Source organism: Aliihoeflea aestuarii (genome assembly GCF_024105665.1).
Taxonomy (GTDB): Bacteria; Pseudomonadota; Alphaproteobacteria; order Rhizobiales; family Rhizobiaceae; genus Aliihoeflea; species Aliihoeflea aestuarii.
The window spans coordinates 165,761-185,880 of sequence record NZ_JAAAMK010000002.1; the positions used below are offsets into that span (position 1 = coordinate 165,761).

General features: G+C 60.3%; 21 protein-coding genes. 4 read left to right on the plus strand and 17 right to left on the minus strand.

The window, feature by feature from the left end; all coding sequences use genetic code 11:
• Positions 1–37: 37 nt before the first annotated feature.
• Complete coding sequence (glnA, locus tag GTW25_RS05060; RefSeq protein WP_252910879.1) at positions 38–1,447, minus strand: type I glutamate--ammonia ligase; 1,410 nt, start codon at positions 1,445–1,447, stop codon at positions 38–40.
• A 49-nt stretch (positions 1,448–1,496) separates the two neighbouring features.
• Entirely contained in the window at positions 1,497–1,835 is a 339-nt protein-coding gene (locus GTW25_RS05065) for a P-II family nitrogen regulator (protein WP_252910880.1), read from the minus strand.
• A gap of 337 nt (positions 1,836–2,172) precedes the next feature.
• Between GTW25_RS05065 and GTW25_RS05070 the strand changes: the two genes are divergently transcribed.
• The gene (locus GTW25_RS05070) at positions 2,173–3,567 is read left to right on the plus strand and encodes an NAD(P)H-hydrate dehydratase (protein ID WP_308206238.1); all 1,395 of its coding nucleotides are present in this window, start codon (positions 2,173–2,175) and stop codon (positions 3,565–3,567) included.
• Here the strand turns inward: GTW25_RS05070 and GTW25_RS05075 are convergent.
• Both GTW25_RS05075 and uvrA read right to left on the minus strand, forming a co-directional pair.
• A complete protein-coding gene (locus tag GTW25_RS05075) occupies positions 3,562–4,368 on the minus strand; it encodes a DUF72 domain-containing protein (protein WP_252910882.1) in 807 nt (268 codons plus the stop codon). The genes GTW25_RS05070 and GTW25_RS05075 overlap by 6 nt on opposite strands.
• The gene (gene uvrA, locus GTW25_RS05080; protein ID WP_252910883.1) at positions 4,365–7,286 is read right to left on the minus strand and encodes an excinuclease ABC subunit UvrA; all 2,922 of its coding nucleotides are present in this window, start codon (positions 7,284–7,286) and stop codon (positions 4,365–4,367) included. The genes GTW25_RS05075 and uvrA overlap by 4 nt, the downstream gene beginning before the upstream one ends.
• Positions 7,287–7,904: 618 nt before the next feature.
• On the opposite strand from uvrA, the gene ssb reads away from it, so the two are divergent.
• The 3 genes from ssb to GTW25_RS20765 all read left to right on the plus strand — a co-directional run bounded on the left by ssb (position 7,905) and on the right by GTW25_RS20765 (position 9,101).
• On the plus strand, positions 7,905–8,429 hold the full coding sequence (gene ssb / locus GTW25_RS05085; protein ID WP_252910884.1) for a single-stranded DNA-binding protein: 525 nt from the start codon (positions 7,905–7,907) through the stop codon (positions 8,427–8,429).
• Positions 8,430–8,572: 143 nt separating this feature from the next.
• Positions 8,573–8,761 (plus strand): VOC family protein, encoded by a 189-nt coding sequence (locus GTW25_RS20760; protein ID WP_252910885.1) that lies wholly within the window; start codon positions 8,573–8,575, stop codon positions 8,759–8,761.
• Between the two features lie 22 nt (positions 8,762–8,783).
• On the plus strand, positions 8,784–9,101 hold the full coding sequence (locus tag GTW25_RS20765; RefSeq protein ID WP_252910886.1) for a VOC family protein: 318 nt from the start codon (positions 8,784–8,786) through the stop codon (positions 9,099–9,101).
• A gap of 82 nt (positions 9,102–9,183) precedes the next feature.
• On the opposite strand, the gene GTW25_RS05100 is transcribed toward GTW25_RS20765, so the two are convergent.
• The 13 genes from GTW25_RS05100 to coaD all read right to left on the minus strand — a co-directional run bounded on the left by GTW25_RS05100 (position 9,184) and on the right by coaD (position 20,109).
• The gene (locus tag GTW25_RS05100) at positions 9,184–9,987 is read right to left on the minus strand and encodes an MBL fold metallo-hydrolase (protein ID WP_252910887.1); all 804 of its coding nucleotides are present in this window, start codon (positions 9,985–9,987) and stop codon (positions 9,184–9,186) included.
• Positions 9,984–10,766 carry a TatD family hydrolase gene (locus GTW25_RS05105; protein WP_252911406.1) on the minus strand — a complete coding sequence of 261 codons (783 nt, stop codon included), beginning with the start codon at positions 10,764–10,766 and terminating at the stop codon, positions 9,984–9,986. Before GTW25_RS05105 ends, GTW25_RS05100 begins: the two co-directional genes overlap by 4 nt.
• A 2-nt stretch (positions 10,767–10,768) precedes the next feature.
• The gene (gene metG / locus GTW25_RS05110) at positions 10,769–12,316 is read right to left on the minus strand and encodes a methionine--tRNA ligase (RefSeq protein ID WP_252910888.1); all 1,548 of its coding nucleotides are present in this window, start codon (positions 12,314–12,316) and stop codon (positions 10,769–10,771) included.
• A gap of 69 nt (positions 12,317–12,385) precedes the next feature.
• Complete coding sequence (locus GTW25_RS05115) at positions 12,386–13,423, minus strand: DNA polymerase III subunit delta' (RefSeq protein ID WP_252910889.1); 1,038 nt, start codon at positions 13,421–13,423, stop codon at positions 12,386–12,388.
• Positions 13,413–14,081 (minus strand): dTMP kinase, encoded by a 669-nt coding sequence (gene tmk, locus GTW25_RS05120; protein WP_252910890.1) that lies wholly within the window; start codon positions 14,079–14,081, stop codon positions 13,413–13,415. Before tmk ends, GTW25_RS05115 begins: the two co-directional genes overlap by 11 nt.
• A 108-nt stretch (positions 14,082–14,189) precedes the next feature.
• Positions 14,190–15,350 (minus strand): D-alanyl-D-alanine carboxypeptidase family protein, encoded by a 1,161-nt coding sequence (locus GTW25_RS05125; RefSeq protein ID WP_252910891.1) that lies wholly within the window; start codon positions 15,348–15,350, stop codon positions 14,190–14,192.
• An 86-nt stretch (positions 15,351–15,436) separates the two neighbouring features.
• A complete protein-coding gene (locus GTW25_RS05130) occupies positions 15,437–15,847 on the minus strand; it encodes a DUF2177 family protein (protein ID WP_252910892.1) in 411 nt (136 codons plus the stop codon).
• A gap of 41 nt (positions 15,848–15,888) precedes the next feature.
• On the minus strand, positions 15,889–17,019 hold the full coding sequence (tgt, locus tag GTW25_RS05135; protein WP_252910893.1) for a tRNA guanosine(34) transglycosylase Tgt: 1,131 nt from the start codon (positions 17,017–17,019) through the stop codon (positions 15,889–15,891).
• Positions 17,016–18,092, minus strand: a complete 1,077-nt coding sequence (gene queA, locus GTW25_RS05140; protein WP_252910894.1) for a tRNA preQ1(34) S-adenosylmethionine ribosyltransferase-isomerase QueA — start codon at positions 18,090–18,092, stop codon at positions 17,016–17,018. Before queA ends, tgt begins: the two co-directional genes overlap by 4 nt.
• Before the next feature lie 6 nt (positions 18,093–18,098).
• A complete protein-coding gene (locus GTW25_RS05145) occupies positions 18,099–18,383 on the minus strand; it encodes a hypothetical protein (RefSeq protein ID WP_252910895.1) in 285 nt (94 codons plus the stop codon).
• Positions 18,384–18,478: 95 nt separating this feature from the next.
• Entirely contained in the window at positions 18,479–18,988 is a 510-nt protein-coding gene (locus GTW25_RS05150; RefSeq protein WP_252910896.1) for a peptidylprolyl isomerase, read from the minus strand.
• 30 nt (positions 18,989–19,018) lie between these two features.
• Positions 19,019–19,594, minus strand: coding sequence for a peptidylprolyl isomerase (locus GTW25_RS05155; protein WP_252910897.1), 576 nt, complete (start codon positions 19,592–19,594; stop codon positions 19,019–19,021).
• 17 nt (positions 19,595–19,611) lie between these two features.
• Entirely contained in the window at positions 19,612–20,109 is a 498-nt protein-coding gene (coaD, locus tag GTW25_RS05160; RefSeq protein ID WP_252910898.1) for a pantetheine-phosphate adenylyltransferase, read from the minus strand.
• Positions 20,110–20,120: the final 11 nt, after the last annotated feature.

Genomic DNA, 20,120 nt, shown 5'->3' on the forward strand with positions numbered 1-20,120 from the left:
GCCCGGAGCCGCCCTTTTCTTTGATCACCGGTTCGGATCAGACCGAATAGTACATGTCGAATTCGATCGGATGCGGCGTCATTTCGAAACGCAACACTTCGGCCATCTTCAATTCGATATAGGCGTCGATCTGGTCGTCGTCGAACACGCCGCCGGCCTTGAGGAAGCCACGATCCTTGTCGAGCGACTGCAGCGCTTCGCGCAGCGACGCACACACGGTCGGGATCTTCTTCAGTTCCTTCGGCGGCAGATCGTAGAGATCCTTGTCCATGGCCTGGCCCGGATGAATCTTGTTCTTGATACCGTCGAGGCCGGCCATCAGCATCGCCGCGAAAGCGAGATACGGGTTGGCGGTCGGATCGGGGAAGCGAACTTCGACGCGCTTTGCCTTCGGCGAGTTGCCGAACGGGATGCGGCAGGACGCCGAGCGGTTGCGGGCCGAATAGGCGAGCAGGACCGGCGCCTCGAAGCCGGGAACCAGACGTTTGTACGAGTTGGTCGACGGGTTGGTGAAGGCGTTGAGCGCCTTTGCGTGCTTGATGATGCCGCCGATGTAGAACAGGCAGGATTCCGACAGGCCGGCATATTCGTTGCCCGCGAAGGTCGGCTTTCCACCCTTCCAGATGGACTGGTGAACGTGCATGCCCGAGCCGTTGTCGCCATAGATCGGCTTTGGCATGAAGGTCGCCGTCTTGCCATAGGCGTTGGCGACCTGATGGATCACGTATTTGTAGATCTGCATCTTGTCCGCGTTGCGGGTCAGCGTGTCGAACTTGATGCCGAGCTCGTGCTGTGCGGCCGCCACCTCGTGGTGATGCTTTTCGACGACGACACCCATCTCCGACATGACGGAGAGCATTTCCGAGCGCATATCCTGCAGGGAATCGATCGGCGGAACCGGGAAATAGCCGCCCTTGACGCGAGGACGGTGGCCGAGATTGCCGGTTTCATAGTCGGAATCGTCGTTGGACGGCAGTTCGGTCGAATCGAGCTTGAAGCCCGTGTTGTACGGATCGGCCTTGTACTTCACGTCGTCGAAGACGAAAAATTCGGCTTCAGGACCGACATAGACCTCGTCGCCAAAGCCTTCCGAACGCAGATAGGCCTCGGCCTTCTTCGCCGTCCCGCGCGGATCGCGGTTGTAGGACTCGCCGGACACCGGATCGAGAATGTCGCAGACGATGACCATGGTCGACTGCGCGAAGAACGGGTCCATATGGGCCGTCTCGGTGTCGGGCATGAGAACCATGTCGGATTCGTTGATCGCCTTCCAGCCGCCGATGGACGAACCGTCGAACATGACACCATCGGCGAACATGTCTTCGTCAACGGCCGTGACGTCCATCGTGACGTGCTGCAGCTTGCCCTTGGGATCGGTAAAGCGCAGGTCAACGAACTTGACGTCTTCGTCCTTGATCCGCTTCAGGATGTCATTTGCTGTAGTCATTTATCATTTCCCTGTAGTTGTCAGTAAAGAATGGAAAATTTCCGCGCTGCTAGATCGCATCGACGCCGGTTTCGCCGGTCCGGATACGCACGACTTCCTCGACGCTCGAGACGAAAATCTTGCCATCGCCGATACGCCCCGTTTGGGCCGCCTTGCGGATGGCTTCGATTGCCTGCTCGACCTGATCGTCGCCCAGAACCACCTCGATCTTCACCTTGGGAAGGAAGTCGACGACATATTCCGCCCCCCTATAAAGCTCGGTATGCCCTTTTTGTCGGCCAAAACCCTTCGCCTCAGTTACGGTGATGCCTTGCAGCCCGACTTCCTGAAGAGCTTCCTTCACCTCATCGAGCTTGAAAGGCTTGATGATCGCCTCGATCTTTTTCATGCGAATTTGGCCTCCGATAAGCTGGAAACGAGCCATTCGGCTTCGTTTCGCGTTAGAGTAAGCATGGTTCATGCCAGTTTTTGAGATTTTGAGGTTCGATTTTGCTTTTTTGCCGCGAACGCCGCGTGACCGCCGTGGCCACAGGAAGGCAACGTTTGGGACAGAAAACAGCCAGGCGGCAGGATGAAATTGCAGGGAAGTTCGCAGCACAATGATTGAGCGAAATGCACAATATTTAGGCATCAAAGATAGCCTCGACGAACTGCTGACGTCCGCTGAAATGGCCGCCGTCGACCGCGCGGCGGCAAGCGATGATCCGGCTGGAACCTATGGCCTGATGCAACGGGCCGGGGAGGCGGTGCTGCGCGCCGCGCTCGCTTCCTTCCCCGACTCGAATGGAGCCGATATTCTGTGCGGGCCAGGCAATAATGGCGGCGATGGCTACGTCGTGGCGCGGCTTCTGGCTGAGTCCGGCTGGGTCGTGCGTGTATGGGCGCTCGGCAAACCCGCTCCGATGAGCGATGCGCGCCGGGCATTTGACGAATGTCGCCTCAAACCATTGCCGCTTGAAGACTTCCGACCGACTGTGGAGGCCCTGGTCATCGATGCGGTGTTCGGCGCGGGATTGTCGCGAAATCTGCCATTGAGTGCAGCAGAGGCAGCGACGCGCGTTGCGAAAGCAGATGTGAAGGTTCTTGCAGTCGATTTGCCCTCCGGCGTGGCGGGTGACAGCGGCGCGGATCTCGGCGGGGCATTCGACGCCACCGAAACCGTAACCTTTGCCCGTATGAAGCCGGGCCACCTCCTTTATCCGGGGCGCGCATTGTGCGGCCGTGTCACGCTCGCCGATATCGGCATCGCGGATCGTCATGTCGCGGCTGCAGGATGCCGGACATGGTGCAATACCCCCAGCCTTTGGAGGCATCGTCTTCCGCGACCAGCATCGGACGCACACAAATATCGACGCGGGCATATTCTGGTCCTGTCGGGACCGCGCTATCAAACGGGTGCCGCGCGATTGTCCGCGATGAGTGCCGCCAGGAGCGGGGCAGGGGCGGTGACACTCGGCTCACCGCCGGATGCGCTGGACGTCAACGCCGCTCATCTGACCTCGATCATGCTGGTCGTAACGGAAAGCGACGCCGATCTCACGACTTTCCTGCGGGGTCGGCAGCCAACCGCCTGCGTGATCGGCCCGGGTTTCGGTACCGGCGATCGCACGCGCACGTTCGTCGCGACGCTGCTCGGCCATGAAAAGACAATGTCGGTCATTCTCGACGCCGACGCGATCACGTCGTTCAAGGACACGCCGGATGTATTGTTCGGAATGATCGGCAAGTCGCGATCGGCAACTATTCTGACCCCGCACGAGGGAGAGTTTCGCCGCCTGTTCCCCGATATGGAGCACGAGCGCTCGAAACTGGAACGCGCGCGAAAGGCAGCGGCACGCGCCGGCGGCATCGTCATCTACAAAGGCCCCGACACGATCATCGCTGCGCCCGACGGACGCGCGGCGATCAATGGCAACGGCACGCCCTGGCTGGCGACGGCCGGGTCCGGCGATGTTCTCGCAGGCATCGTCGCGGCCTTGGCCGGGCAGGGGATGCCGGCGTTCGAAGCAGCCTGCGCCGCCGTCTGGCTTCACGCCGAAGCGGGCGGCAAGTTCGGTCCCGGCCTGATCGCCGAAGACCTTCCCGAATTGCTGCCGGCGATCCTGCGCGATCTGCTATGAAGAAACGCGTTCCTGCAAGGCGATCGCTCCATAAGGAGCGCGCTCCTTCCCTTCGGTGATGAAATAGACGAACGCGTCACGCGGCTTCTTTTCGGCCGGATGATCCGGGTCGACATAGGGAAGACCCTCGGGCTGGCCGCCATCGGCCCATAGCGTCACGTGCTTCGCCCATCCATCGAGTTCTTTGGAGGGATAGCAGTCGGGGTTGTCGTCGCTTCCGCTTTGCAGGCGCGCATAGACGAAATCCGCAGTCAAATCTGCGATCTTGGGATATTTTGCGTGATGCGCGTAGACGATGGCGGCACCATATTTGCGCGCCAGCGCGGCGAATTCGGGAACCGCAAAACTATCGTGGCGCACTTCGAGCGCATGACGAAGCGACACCCCATCCTGTTTCGCCGGCAATATTTTCAGAAAACCTTCGAAATCGTCCGGATCGAACTTCTTCGTCGGCGCGAACTGCCACAGAATCGGCCCGAGCTTGGCTCCGAGTTCTGCAACGCCGGAATCAAGAAAACGCTGCACGGACTCGCCCGCCTCCGCGAGTACACGCCTGTTGGTCGAAAAACGGATCGCCTTGAGCGAGAAAACAAAATCTTCCGGCGTATCGGCCGCCCATTTCGCGAAGGTCGCGGGCTTGAACGTCGAATAGTATGTACCGTTGACCTCGATAGTCTTCACCTGCCGGGACGCATAATGAAGCTGCTTCGCCTTGGCGAGCTTGTCGGGATAGAAGGATTTATCCCAAGGCTCGAAGGTCCAGCCGCCCATGCCCGCGCGGATCGTGCCTGATTTGCTCATTCGGCGGCCTCGCGCTTTTGACCTGGACGGCGCTCCAGAAGCTCCTTGAGGAAGTGGCCGGTATAGCTCTTCGGTTCTGCGACGATATCCTCCGGCGTGCCGGATGCCACGAGCTGACCGCCGCCGTCGCCGCCTTCGGGACCGAGATCGAGCACCCAGTCCGCCGTCTTGATGACTTCGAGATTATGCTCGATGACCACGACCGTATTGCCCTGGTCGACGAGTTCGTGGAGCACTTCCAGAAGCTTGGCGACATCGTGGAAATGCAGACCGGTCGTCGGCTCGTCGAGAATGTAGAGCGTCTTGCCCGTGGCCTTGCGCGACAGTTCCTTGGCCAGCTTGATGCGCTGCGCCTCGCCACCGGAAAGCGTCGTCGCCTGCTGGCCGATCTTGATGTAGCCGAGCCCGACTTTCTTGAGCGTCGCGAGTTTGTCGCGTACGGCTGGCACTGCCGCGAAAAACTCGACGCCTTCCTCGACCGTCATATCGAGCACATCCGCAATCGACTTCGTCTTGAACGTCACGTCGAGCGTCTCGCGATTGTATCGCTTGCCGTGGCAGACATCGCAGGTCACGTAAACGTCCGGCAGGAAGTGCATCTCGATCTTGATGACGCCGTCGCCCTGGCAGGCTTCGCAGCGCCCGCCCTTCACGTTGAAGGAGAAACGGCCCGGTTGATAGCCGCGCGCCTTCGCTTCCGGCAATCCCGCGAACCAGTCACGGATCGGCGTGAACGCGCCTGTATAGGTCGCCGGATTGGAGCGCGGCGTGCGCCCGATCGGGCTCTGATCGATGTCTATGACCTTGTCGAGGAATTCCAGCCCCTCGATCCGGTCGTGGTCGGCCGGATGCTCGCGCGATCCCATGATCCGGCGCGAGGCCGCCTTGAACAACGTTTCGATCAGGAAGGTGGACTTGCCGCCGCCCGACACGCCGGTTACCGCGGTGAAGGTGCCGAGCGGGATTTCTCCAGTGACGTTCCTCAGATTGTTGCCACGCGCACCGACGACCTTGATGCGCTTTCCCTTCTTCGCCTTGCGCCGTTGGAGCGGCAGCACGATCCCCATTCCGCCGGACAGATATTGTCCGGTCAGCGAATTCGGATTGGCCATGATCTCGGTCGGCTTGCCTTCGGCGATCACACGTCCGCCGTGAATGCCGGCGGCCGGACCGATATCGACGACATGATCGGCCTGCAGGATCGCATCCTCGTCATGTTCCACGACGATGACGGTGTTGCCCAGATCGCGCAGATGCTTCAGCGTGTCGAGCAGGCGTGCATTGTCGCGCTGGTGAAGGCCGATCGACGGCTCGTCCAGCACGTAAAGCACGCCCGTCAGGCCCGACCCGATCTGCGAGGCGAGCCGGATTCGCTGGCTCTCCCCGCCCGACAACGTGCCAGAATTGCGCGACATGGTGAGATAGTCGAGGCCGACATCGTTGAGAAAACGCAGCCGCTCGCGGATTTCCTTCAAAATGCGAAAGGCGATCTCGTTGTGCTTCTGGTTGAGCGCGGAGGGCAGTTCCTCGAACCAGCCGACCGCCTTGCGGATCGACATCGCCGTCACTTCGCCAATATGCAGCCCGCCGATCTTGACCGCCAACGCCTCTGGCTTGAGGCGATAGCCGTTGCAGGCCGGGCAGGGGGTGGCCGACATGAAGCGCTCGATTTCCTCGCGCATCCAGGCTGATTCAGTTTCCTTCCAGCGTCGCTGCAAATTCGGGATCACACCTTCGAAGGTCTTCGAAGTCTTGTAGCTGCGCATCCCGTCATCATAGGAAAAGTCGATCTTTCGAGTGCCCGTCCCGTGCAGGATCGCGTCTTTCGCCTCGTCCGGCAGATCGCGCCAGCGATCGCCGATCTTGAACCCGTAAGCCTTGCCCAGACCTTCGAGCGTCTGGAGATAATAGGGCGACGACGACTTCGCCCAAGGCGCGACCGCGCCTTCACGCAAGGATACATGGTCTTCCGGCACGATCAGCGATGGGTCGATCGCCTGCTGATGGCCAAGCCCGTCGCAGGTCGGGCAGGCGCCAAACGGATTGTTGAAGGAAAACAGCCGTGGTTCGATCTCAGGAATCGTGAACCCGGAAACCGGGCAGGCGAATTTTTCGGAGAACAGGAGGCGCTCGTGCGTTTCGTTCTTCGACTTGTTCACGGCATCGGCGCCGGTCATTTCCGCGCCGAGCGGCTTGTCCGCGAACTCGGCGATGACGAGACCCTCGGCAAGCCGCAGTGCCGTCTCCATGGAATCGGCCAGCCGCGTTCCCAGATCCGCCCGCACGACGATACGGTCAACCACCACGTCGATGTCATGCTTGTACTTCTTGTCGAGGGCAGGGACGTCGGCGATCTCGTAGAACTCGCCGTCGACCTTGACGCGCTGGAAGCCCTTCTTCATCAGTTCGGCGAGTTCCTTGCGATACTCGCCCTTCCGGCCGCGTACGATCGGTGCAAGGATATAAAGACGCGCGCCTTCCTCGATGTCGAGAACCCGATCGACCATCTGGCTGACCGTCTGGCTCTCGATCGGAAGGCCGGTTGCAGGAGAATAGGGGATTCCGACGCGGGCGAAGAGCAGCCGCATGTAATCGTATATCTCGGTGACGGTGCCGACCGTCGAACGCGGGTTCTTCGAGGTCGTCTTCTGCTCGATGGAAATGGCTGGCGATAGCCCGTCGATCTGATCGACATCCGGCTTCTGCATCATTTCAAGGAACTGACGCGCGTAGGCCGACAAGCTCTCGACGTAGCGGCGCTGCCCCTCAGCGTAGATCGTGTCGAACGCCAGGGACGACTTGCCCGATCCCGACAGGCCGGTCATTACGATCAGGCTGTCTCGCGGCAGGTCCAGGTCGACATTCTTGAGATTGTGTTCGCGCGCGCCGCGCACGGAAATAAACTTGTGGTCAGCCATGAGCCGAACGCTGCCTTCCTGATTGCGATGCCGGGAATGAGCCGTCCGGCCAAGCCGCACATGTAGGTATTTGCGCGCACCAGTCGAGGGCGCAGTTTCACTTAGCGCATTTCAAACTTTTCCGCTCCGCTTTCAAGTGAAAAGAACGAAGGATGAACAAGCTACTGACATTCAAATATGACTTGACGCAGCGGAAGCGTGAGCGCACCATCCTTTCGTCAACGATCCTTTTCGATGACGTCCGTGAGACAAGCGTGAGGTGAGGCATGACTCCACCGGACAGGTTCTCCTGATTGCAGCGATGCAATCGCGCCGGAAAGACCCCGGCGATCGACCCAAATCAGATACACCGTCGAACGGCATCAAGCCGCTTTCGAAAACTCAATGGAAATGAAATCGCCAGGTAGCGATTCAGCGGCCCTTGAACCTTTACGGTCAAGGGCCTTTGCTTTGCCTGTCGATGGTAACGCCCAAAAACTCTTGATGATTGACGGAAAATGATCCAGAACAAAAAGCGAACTTGATTGTTGTGGACCGAGAGCACTTCCACGGCGCGACGAGCGCCGGTATGGACTATGGTGCCGGCCGACATTCAGATTGCGCGTTTTGGAGAGCGATATGGCAGGCAGCGTAAACAAGGTCATTCTGGTCGGTAATCTGGGAGCCGACCCGGAAATCCGCCGTTTGAATTCCGGTGACCCGGTCGTCAATCTGCGCATTGCGACGTCCGAGAGCTGGCGCGACAAAAACTCCGGCGAGCGTCGCGAGAAGACCGAATGGCATCAGATCGTCATCTTCAACGATAATCTCGCCAAGGTCGCCGAGCAATATCTGAAGAAGGGAATGAAGGTCTATATCGAAGGCGCGTTGCAAACCCGTAAATGGGAAAAGGACGGCGTCGAGCGCTATACGACTGAGATCGTGCTGCAGAAGTTCCGCGGCGAACTCCAGATGCTGGATTCGCGCGGGCAGGGCGGCGATCAGGGCCAGGTCGGCTATGGCGGCGGTGGCGGCAGCTATTCCGGCGGTGGCCGAGGCGGCGACTTCGGACAATCCGGTCCGTCAGATGATCGCGGCGGCCGAGGAAGCTCGGGCGGCGGCGGTGGTTACGGACGCGATCTCGACGACGAGATACCGTTCTAGCGTTGGAAGGCGGGCAAAATTGCCCGCCTTTTTTGTTTTGAAGCTCCTTATAGACACGGGTGCATTACCGAACATGTTGAGGCTCGATCATCTGACCGTGATAGCTCCACCTCGATGTGCCTTTCGGGACGCGGCACGACTATATGGGCACCCACAATCATCGACTCCAGATCGGAAATCGCGTCTATCTGGAGATTGTGGCGCTTGATCCGGCAGGGACAGTACCCGGCCGTCCGCGATGGTTTGAACTGGACGAGCAGGATAAGGTTCGCGCCGACTGGGACAAGGGCAACCGCCTGCGTGGATGGGTCGTCCAGCACGGAAAACATTGATGCCACTCTTTCGGCCCATGGCATGATCTTCGGCTCAAAGGTTCCGTTGCCTGCACAGAAAGCCAGTTTTGCCTTTGGCGTCCCGAACGACGGCTCGTTGCCGCTCGATGGCATCGCACCTTCGATCATCGATCATTACAGCGACACGAGCCATTTCGCTGCCATTCCGGATATGGGCGCGCGCCTTCGGTCATTCACAATCGAGCATCCCGATCCAACCGGTGTTGTGGCCCTTTATCGAAATCTTGCCATCGACCATCCTCCAACGGTCATCCAGGGACAGGAAATCAAATATCGCGCGTTCATCGATACACGGACGGGATCAAGGGAACTCAGCTGATCAGGGTGCGTATGGGGCTGGAACGGCCGCAGATCATAATCGCATAAGATGGATTATGGAACTCGGGATGTTCCGTTAATACTCATCGGAAATCGATAGCCAACCCGTCGTAAGCCGGTTCGACGTGATCCGGCGTTGCGTCGTTCACCCTGTCGTAGTCCAGCGGAATATGCATGTGCGTCAGGATCGCGCGCGCGACCTTCAGGCGCGCGATCCAGTCGAGGGCTTGCTCCAGCGAGAAATGACTTGGGTGATGTTTGTACTGGAGTGCGTCGATGATGAGAACTTCGACATCTGCGAGGTCCTCGATGGTCGTGTCCGGAAAGTCGCTGACATCAGAGCAATATGCCAACTGTCCGATCCGAAAGCCAAGCGAAACGGTATCGCCATGGAATTGCGGCAATGGCCGGAACTCGATCGGCCCGCCGTCGCCTTCGATGCTGAACGGCTCGCGATGAGCGATGGTGTGCGGAGTCAAAATCGGCGGATAGGAACTGCCGGCCGGAGTCTCGAAACAATAAGCGAATGATTCCTGCAAGCGTTCAAGCGTTGTCCGATCCGCATATATATCCATGCGCCGGCGCTGGATGAGCACGAAACTACGCAGATCGTCGATACCATGAATGTGGTCGGCATGCGCGTGCGTATAGACCACGGCGTCGAGCGCATCGACGCCCGCTGCGAGCATCTGCTGGCGAAAGTCCGGGCCGGTGTCGATCGCTACCCGCGTGACGCCGCGAGGACCGAAACGCTCGACCATGGCTGCCGTGCGCGTGCGTCGGTTGCGTGGATTGGCCGGGTCGCAATTCCCCCAGTCGCCCGTGATGCGCGGCACGCCCGGCGACGAGCCGCATCCCAGGATCGTGAGGCGATAGTACGCCGTCATGCGGGGCGTGGCATCTTGGAAAAGAGCCGGAAAAAATTGTCTGTCGTCATCTGGTGAACATCGGTATCGCTCAGGCCGATCGTATCGGCCAGCACCGCAGCCGTATGGGCAACGAACGCCGGTTCGTTGCGCTTGCCGCGATACGGAACCGGCGCCAGAAACGGAGCGTCGGTCTCCACCAGCAGCCTTTCATGTGGCACCTGCCGCGCGATTTCGCGGATATCGTCCGAGTTCTTGAATGTCAAAATGCCCGAAAACGAGATGTAACCACCCAGTTCGACGCCAATTCTCGCCAATTCGGACCCTGAGGAAAAGCAATGCAAAACAAAGGGAAATTGGCCTTTTCTGGATTCGTTTCGAAGGATTTCCGCCATGTCTTTGTCAGCCGAGCGGGCATGAATGACTAGCGGCAACCCGGTCAACCTCGCCGCAGCGATGTGCGTACGCAACCCTTGCGCCTGGGCCGCGCGCGGCGACTTGTCATAATGATAGTCGAGACCCGCCTCCCCGATTGCGACCACCTTCGCATGGGCACTGAGTGCCACGAGTTCGTCCACAGTGACGTCGAGTTCCTCATCAGCATTGTGCGGATGCGTGCCGACGGAACAATAGACCTCGTCATATGCTTCGGCGATGGCACGAACCTGGTCGAAACGGCGCACGCGGGTCGAAATCGTCACCATCCGCGTCACGCCGGCGGCACGCGCGTGATCGATGATGGTGTCTCGCTCGCTCTCGAACTCGGGAAAATCGAGATGGCAATGACTGTCGACGAGCATCGTCACGCGTCTATTGCCTCTTGCTCGACATAGCGCGGGAAAATGCCTTGCGGAGCCGGCAGTTCCGCGCCCTCCAGCAGCCATCCGTCCGCCAGTTTGCCGAACTGACGGTCGTTCTCGGAAATGCCGAGAAGGTCGAGCAGTTTATCGGCTGATTGGGGAATGAAGGCGAGACACAAGAGGCCAACGCGGCGCAGCACCTCCGCCGTCGTATAAAGAACCGTTTCCATGCGCGCCGGATCGGATTTGCGCAGTGCCCACGGCTCCTGCCCGGCGAAATAGCGGTTCGCCTCGGCGACGACCGCGAAGATGCCGGCCAGCGCGATATGTAGCGCCTGGCCGTTCATCGCCTTGCGCGCGGCCTCGAGAGCTTCGACGGATTGGGTCAAGATCGCATCATCGACTGCGGCGAGCTCGCCTTTTGAGGGCACCCTGCCCGCGCAGTTCTTGGCGATCATCGACAAGGACCGCTGCGCCAGATTTCCCAGATCATTGGCGAGATCGGCATTGGTACGATTGACGATCGCCTCGTGGCTGTAATTTCCATCCTGTCCGAACGGCACCTCGCGCAGCAGGAAATAGCGCAACTGATCGAGCCCGTAATGCTCGACCAGCGCGGCCGGATCGATCACGTTGCCGACCGATTTCGACATTTTTTCCCCACGGTTGAAGACGAAACCGTGGCTGAAAACCCGCTTGGGAAGCGCGATCCCGGCGGACATGAGAAAGGCTGGCCAATAAACGGCGTGGAAGCGGGTGATATCCTTGCCGATGACATGAACATTGGCAGGCCAGTTTACCCAAAGAGATGCGTTTTCATCGGGATAACCGACCGCTGTGAGGTAGTTTGTCAGAGCGTCGACCCAGACATACATGACATGTTTGTCGTCGCCGGGAACCGGAATACCCCAATCGAAAGTCGTCCGTGAGATCGACAGATCCTTCAAGCCGGATTTGACGAAGCTAACGACCTCGTTGCGACGCTCGGCGGGCCCGACAAACTCCGGCTGTTTCTCATACAGCGCCAGCAAACGATCCTGATAAGACGAGAGCCGGAAGAAATAGCTTTCCTCTTCGACCCATTCGACCGGTGTTCCCTGGGGGCCGTAGCGCACTCCGTCACGAACGTCCGTCTCGTCTTCGCCGTAATAGGCTTCGTCGCGGACGGAATACCATCCTGCATACCCGCCCTTGTAGATGTCGCCGTTCTTCTCCATCGCGGTCCAGATCGCCTGAGACGCAAGCTTGTGGCGTTCCTCGCTGGTGCGGATGAAGTCATCGTTCGACGCATTGAGAAGCGAGGCCATCTTTTTGAATTCTAAAGAATTTCTATCAGCCAGCTCGCGCGGAGAAATTCCTTCTTTCCGGGCCGTCTGCAGCATCTTGATGCCGTGCTCGTCGGTTCCGGTAAGGAAATGCACATCCTTGCCGTCCAGCCGCTGAAACCGCGCCAGCGCATCGGTGGCGATCAGCTCGTAGGCATGGCCGATATGAGGCTTGCCGTTGGGATAGGAAATCGCAGTGGTAATATAGAATTTCTCGGCGGCCATGCTGTTGCTCGGTCTTTCATGTGTGTCGCGGTCACATAGACCACGGACCCGCTTTTGGCCAGCCGCCGCTCACCGCGCGCCGCAAAGGCTTCCGAGCAGCGATACGACATGCTGGCGCTTGTCGAGGTTGTAGGTATCGGTGTCGCGCATCTGCTGGCGGATGCTTGCCCAGTCCGCGGCGAGGCGCGCCGCCGTCTCAACCTCACCCGCTTCGCCGAACGAACGTGCCCTCGCCTCGGCGATCGATGCAACATGCTCGTTGAACAACTGAAACTGCACGGTAGCATCCCGCCCGCCGACGGCATCGGCGATTCTGTAGGCGGCGGCGACATCGAAGCGCGATGCCGACATCATCGCATCAACCGCATCCGCGATGTCCAGGCCGCCGAAATGTGTCATCAAAAGCGCATCTCTCACGCTGCCGCCGGCACGCTGGATCAGAGAATCCGAACTGTCCGTTCCCGGCGAGATCGCCCGAAGTGCCCGCACGATGTCGTGCTGGTCGAGCGGCTTCAGCTTCACGAGTTGGCAGCGCGAGCGGATCGTGGGAAGCATGCGGCCGATCGAGTGGACGATCAGAACGAACAATGTACGCGGAGGGGGTTCTTCAAGGCTTTTCAAAAGCGCGTTGGCCGCATTTCGGTTCATGTCGTCTGCCGCGTCGACGATGACGACGCGATACCCGCCATCGTGCGAAGTCATCGACAGGAATCGGCCGACCCGCCTGACCTCATCGACGGTGACGGCAGATTTGAACCCGCTGCCGCGCTCGGCAACCGGCCGTGTAAGATGTATCAGCGATGGGTGAGCGCCTTGTGCCATCAGTCGAAAGAGCGTCGATCCGGTGTCGACTTCAGTCAACCTTTCCGACGCGGAGGCCGGATCGGGATGGGCAAGGATGTGATAGGCGAGCCGGAAAGCCAGAGTCGCCTTCCCAATGCCCCTTGGCCCTGAAAGAACGAGTGCGTGATGAAACTTGCCGGCGCGATACGCGTGCGCGAGGTCTTCCGCCTCATTGCTATGGCCGAAAAGATGACCGTGTTCGACCGGTTCGGGAATGTCCGGTATCGTATCGTATCGCTCGGATGCGACGCGCTCAAAGCTCATCGGCCACCTGCAGCAGGCTGTTCGACGGAGCGATCACTTTCGTAACGCACGTCCAGACCGCATCGGCCACGTCGGTCTGGTCCCGCGCCGCATCGACGATCACGCAGCGCGCCGGCTCCGCCCGAGCGATGTCGATATAGGCTTCGCGTCTTTCCTCGTGCAGTGCGAGATTTTCCTTTTCATAGCGGTCCGCGTCCTGCGAACCACGCCTGGCCGCTGCACGGCGCATTCCTTCGGCGGGGTCGAGATCGAGAATGATCGTCAGATCCGGCATCATGCCGTTGATCGCAACCCCTTCGAGCGCGCTCATGAACGCCTTGTCGAGACGCCCCGAAACGCCCTGATAGACACGCGAGGAATCGAGGAACCGGTCGCACAGAACGATCTTTCCGCTCTCGATCGCAGGTCGGATGACCTGCTCGACGTGGTCCGAACGAGCGGCCGCGAACAGCATGGCTTCCATCGCCGGGCCGAAGGGTTCGGCCGCTCCGGAAAGAAGAACGTGACGCACGGCCTCGCCGCCCGGCGAGCCCCCCGGCTCGCGCGAGACGACGACGTCATGGCCTTCGGCTTCCAGCCGATCCGCCAGAAGGCGGATCTGCGTGGACTTGCCGGCACCCTCGCCGCCTTCAAAGGTGATGAAATGTCCCTTTGGCAATGCGCATCCTTTCGCCAGCCGCAATGTCGTACGGCTCTCAGATAGGCGAGATTGGAAGCGAATGCGACCCGGCACGCTTCGCCGATGCGAGCAATCCCCAGATCGGACTTACCGCATCCAACCGATGGCGAGTTCTTCGACCGCGTCCAGCGCACGTTGATGAAGCGCACCCTGCCCGACCGACTCGGCTGCGTAGAGCGGCGTTTCCTGGCTTATCGCGTCGCCGATCCAGACCCGCAACACGCCGACGCGCGCGCCCTCCTCGACCGGTGCCATCACCGGACCGTCATAGACGATGCGTGCAACGAGCCTGTCGCGGTTCGTCAGCGGGACGAAAAGCGAGATCGGGCCATCGGACCGCAGCGCGACACCGGACTTCGCCCCGCCATAGACCTTAGCCTCTCCGACGACCTCGTCTGCGGCGAAAATCTGATACTTGTCGAAAGCCCGCATGCCCCAATCGATGATTTTGCGGGCTTCTTCGGCGCGCTGCGCATCGCTTTCCATGCCGCTCAGGGCGACGAAGAGGCGCCGATCGTCCCGCGCCACGGACCCGACGATGCCATAGCCTGATTCCGTCGTGAAGCCGGTCTTCATGCCGTCCGCGCCGATGTTCATCCGCAAGAGCGGGTTGCGGTTGCGCTGGGTGATGTTGTTCCAGGTGAAGTCCGGCTGCGAATAGTACTGATAGTACTCCGGATATTCCTTCCAGATGTGATGCGCGAGTATGGCGAGTTCGCGCACCGTCACCACCTGCCCCTCGGCAGGAAGGCCGGTGGAATTCTTGAAAACGGAGCGTGTCAACCCGATCTCGCGGGCACGCTCGGTCATCAGTTGGGCGAAGTTGTCTTCCGACCCCGCCATGCCTTCGGCGATGATGATGCAGCCATCATTGGCGGACTGAACGATCACGCCCTGAATCAGGTTTTCGAGCGTGATCGAGGAGCGCACCTCGGCGAACATGGTCGAGCCGCCGGACATCGCGCCGCCCGTGCGCCAAGCGTTTTCGCTGACGTAGAATTCATCCTGGAGCGAAAGCCGACCCGTCTTGAGCGCATTGAAGACGACTTCCATCGTCATCAGTTTTGCAAGCGAGGCCGGCGGAATAAGCGTGTCCGGGTCCTTGGAGAAAAGGACCGTGCCCGTATCGGCGTCGATCATGAAGCCCTGGCTGGCGCGCGTTTCGAACAATTGCGCTGCGGCGATCTGGACATGGGCCAGCGACAAAACCAGCGCCACAACTACGCCTGAAAATCCCCGACCGACCATAGCCACACCCCTGTTGCTTGCCCTCGGCGAGGCTAGCACCGGCCGGGAAGCCGATGCAACTCAACTCCCGGCGAGCGCAATGCCGGTCACTTCAACTGCCCGGACCACTGGAGCGCGGCTACCGTGCCCCCGGCAACCGCCGCGCTCATCACCGTCCCCCACGCCGTGTCGGCGAAGGCAAGCGTCGTATCGAAACCGCGTACGACGGACAGATTGGTGAAATTGTAGGTCAGGTAGCAGAAGAAGCCGTAAAGCGCGCCATTGAAAGCGGCCGTCGTCCAACTCGCATTGGCCATGCCGGCCGATATGGCGAAATAGACGAGACCGACGAGATAAAAGGCATAAAAGAGCGCCGCCATGCCCCATCGCGGATTGTCGGCCATCAGATCGCCCATGCGCGAGACATAAAAATTGCGCGCGATCAGCCCGAGCCAAAGACCATCTATGATCAGGAAAAGAACGAGCGCTATGCCGTAGGCGGAAACATATTTGGTCATTGAAGCAAATCCCGCGTGTATGCCGATGACCTTCTACGCGGCTAGAGTGCCGGCAGATCGCCGCTTGCCCAGTTTTCGGCGATCTCGCCTGCACGCGCCACAAAGCGCCCGGCTTCGATCGAACGGCGGATATCGGCCATCAGACTTTGATAATAGGCCAGGTTGTTCCACGTCAAAAGCATACCGCCCAAGGCTTCGCCAGACTTTACCAGATGGTGCAGATAGGCGCGGCTGTAGTCTCGTGCCGCAGGGCAGTCGCTTTCCTCGTCAAGCGGCCGATTGTCCTCCGCATGACGCGCATTTTTCAGGTTCACCTTGCCGCGGCGCGTATACGCAAGACCGTGGCGGCCGGCGCGTGTGGGCATGACGCAGTCGAACATGTCGATCCCGCGCGCCACCGATTTCAAAATGTCGTCCGGCGTGCCGACGCCCATCAGGTAGCGCGGTTTGTTTTCGGGCAGGAGTGGCGTCGTCACTTCGAGCATGTCGAGCATGACATTTTGCGGCTCGCCCACGGCAAGGCCACCAACGGCATAACCCTTGAGGTCGAGCGCTGCGAGAGCGTTCGCGGACCGTTCCCGCAGCGCCGGCACGTCGCCGCCCTGCACGATGCCGAACATGGCTTTGCCCGGCTGGTCGCCGAATGCCACCTTGCAGCGCTCGGCCCAGCGAAGCGACAACTCCATCGCCTTTTCGATTGCCTCATGCGTCGCAGGCAACGCCGTGCATTCGTCGAGCTGCATCTGGATATCGCTGTCGAGCAAGCCTTGGATCTCGATCGATCGTTCCGGCGACATTTCATGGACCGTCCCGTCGATATGCGACCGGAACGTCACGCCCTTTTCGGTGATCTTGCGAAGTTGTGCCAGAGACATGACCTGAAACCCGCCTGAATCCGTCAGGATCGGATGCGGCCAGCGCGCGAATTCATGGAGGCCGCCAAGGCGTGCCATCCGTTCCGCGCCGGGGCGCAGCATCAGATGATAGGTGTTGCCGAGAATGATGTCTGAGCCGAGGTCGCGCACTTGGTCGAGATACATCGCCTTGACCGTTCCGCCTGTGCCAACCGGCATGAACGCCGGCGTGCGCACCGTTCCACGCGGCATGGTGATCTCACCACGGCGCGCCATGCCGTCGCTCGCCAGAACATGGAACTGGAAGTTTTCGGTCATTCGGATTCGGCCCTGAAGAGCAGGCTCGCATCGCCGTAGGAATAGAAGCGATAGAAGCTGGAAATGGCATGGTCGTAGGCCGCGCGCATATGCTCATACCCGGCAAATGCCGAAACGAGCATGAAGAGCGTGGAGCGCGGCAGGTGGAAATTGGTCATCAGGACGTCGACGGCCTTGAAGCGATAGCCGGGCGTGATGAAAATGTCGGTCGGTCCGGACCACGGCTCGATTGCACCGTCGGGTCGCGCCGCGCTTTCCAGAAGCCTGAGCGATGTCGTTCCGACGGCGACGATACGCCCTCCGGCCGCCCTGGCTGCATTGAGCTTTTCAGCGATCGCCGCATCGATCGTGCCGATCTCGGCATGCATCTTGTGGTCGTTGGTATCGTCCGCCTTGACGGGCAGGAAGGTCCCCGCCCCCACATGGAGCGTCACGAACGCCGTTTGCGCGCCAACTGCCTCGACGGCACTCATGAGTTCGGGTGTGAAATGGAGACCGGCCGTTGGAGCAGCGACGGCCCCCTCCTCACGCGCGTAGATGGTCTGGTAGTCGGCGCGGTCGCGTGCATCCTCCGCACGCTTGGATGCGATATAAGGCGGCAGCGGAATGTGGCCGACCGCATGCAGCGCCTCGTCCAGCACGGGGCCGGACAGGTCGAAGGCAAGCGTCACTTCCCCTACCTCTCCCTTTTCGATCACGTCGGCCGACAGACTGCCCGCAAGGCACATCGCTTCCGAATGCCCGAACTCGATGCGATCGCCTGTTGTCAGGCGCTTGGCAGGCCGCGCGAACGCCTTCCACTGGTTGGGCGCAATGCGCATATGCAAGGTGAGGTCTATTTCGCTGACCGCATCGCCGCGCCGGCGCAAGCCGATCAGTTGCGCCGGGATAACTTTCGTATCGTTGAAGACCAGCACGTCGCTTGCGCGCAGGAAAGTCGGCAGGTCGCGCACCGAACGGTCGGAGACGACGTCGCCGTCAACAACAAGCATGCGCGCGGTATCGCGCGGCTCCGCCGGGCGCAGGGCTATGCGCTCATCCGGCAAATCGAAATCGAAAAGATCGACACGCATAGCTGATCAGGGACCGACGCAGGTCAGAGCGTAGGCGCCCTGCCCGATCACACGCAGCGTGCCGGCCATCGCGTGGTCCCGCTCTTCAAGCGCCTCGAACAGGCGCAACTCGGCAACGATACGCTCGACATTTGGATCGGTGAAATCGACGCTGATGCGGTTGTCCTCGCGGAACGCCTGTCCGACGATGACAGCATTTTCGGCGCCGCCTATCGACAAGGAACGCTCGCCTATGGAGATGCCGCCCGCGATTACGGACAGAACCGGCAGGCTGCCAATCGTCAGATCCACCGAAATGTCCGGCTCACCCGCGCAAGAAATCGTGCCGGAAGCGTGGGCGCTCCCGGCACTGATCAGAACGGATGCTGCAATCAGCAGGCAACGCATCATGCGTCGGCCGCGACCTTCATCGAGACGATCGAATCAGGGTCCTGAACCGGCTCGCCGCGCTTGATCGCGTCGACGAATTCCATGCCTTCGATGACCTGGCCCCAAACCGTGTACTGGCGGTTGAGGAACGCGGCATCGCCGAAACAGATGAAGAACTGGGAATTCGCCGAGTTCGGGTTTTGCGAACGCGCCATGGAACAGGCACCACGACCGTGATTGGCGTTGGAAAACTCCGCCTTCAGGTCGGGCTTGTCCGAACCACCCATGCCCGCGCGGCTCGGATTGAAGTCCTTGCCGCCCTTGCGGCCGAACTTCACATCGCCGGTCTGCGCCATGAAGCCTTCGATCACGCGATGGAAAACGACGCCGTCATAAGCGCCCTCACGCGCCAGTTCCTTGATCCGCGCGACATGGCCGGGGGCCAGATCGGGGTAGAGCTCGATCGTCACCGTGCCCTTCGTCGTTTCCATGACGAGCGCGTTTTCCGGATCCTTGATCTCGGCCATATGTAATCCTTCCTTTTTGCTTCGAATCGATCAGTCGTCGGCTGCGATGCGGACGCTGATCATGCGGTCGGGATCGGTCACCGAGCCATTCATGGCCGGGTCGCCCTTCTTGACGTTATCGACGAACTCCATGCCGCTTTCGACTTCTCCGACGATCGTATAGGCGCCGTCAAGCGGGGGCGCCGGCGCGAACATGATGAAGAACTGCGAATTTGCCGAGTTCGGGTCCTGCGCTCGCGCCATGCCGACGGTGCCGCGCACGAAATTCTCCTGGCTGAATTCGGCCGGAATGTTGCCGAGGTCCGAGCCGCCCGTTCCCGCGCGCTGGCTGTTGTAGCCGTTTTCCATGTTGCCGAACTGCACGTCGCCCGTCTGCGCCATGAAGCCGTCGATGACGCGGTGGAACGAGACGTTGTCATAGGCACCCTGACGCACCAGCGTCTTGATCTGCTCGACATGCTGGGGTGCCAGATCGGGCCGCAGCGCGATCGTCACCTCGCCGTCCTTCAAGGCGATGACCATCGTGTCCTCGGGCTCTGCCGCAAGCGCCGAGGATGCCAACAATGCGGCGACAATTGCAGATGAAGCGAAGCGAACGAACGACATGTCGAACTCCCTTTGAACTAGTTGAATTTCTTGCGCAGCGCCGGCGCAACGACCTTCGGAACGAAGGCGGTAATATCGCCGCCCATCGACGCTATCTGGCGAACGAGTGTGGCGGTAATCGTGCGAACCGAAGGGCTGGCGGGAATAAAGATGGTTTGAAGGTCCGGCGCGATCGTCTCGTTCATCCCGGCCATCTGCATTTCGTAGTCGAGGTCCGTGCCGTCGCGCAGCCCGCGGATCATGATCGACGCGCCATGTTCCTGCGAAGCCGTCACGACGAGACCGTCGAACGCGACGACCTGAAGCCGCTGCGCTTGCGGGCCCAGTTCGTCGGCGCAGGCGCGCCCGATCAGTTCGACCCGTTCCTCGAAAGTGAAAAGCGGCTTTTTGGCCGGGTGAACGCCAATTCCGACCACGATGCGGTCGGCGACCGACAATGCGCCCTTGAGGACATCGAGATGCCCGTTGGTCAAAGGGTCGAACGATCCGGCGTAAAAAGCGATGCGTTCAGTCATGGCAGGTTTCT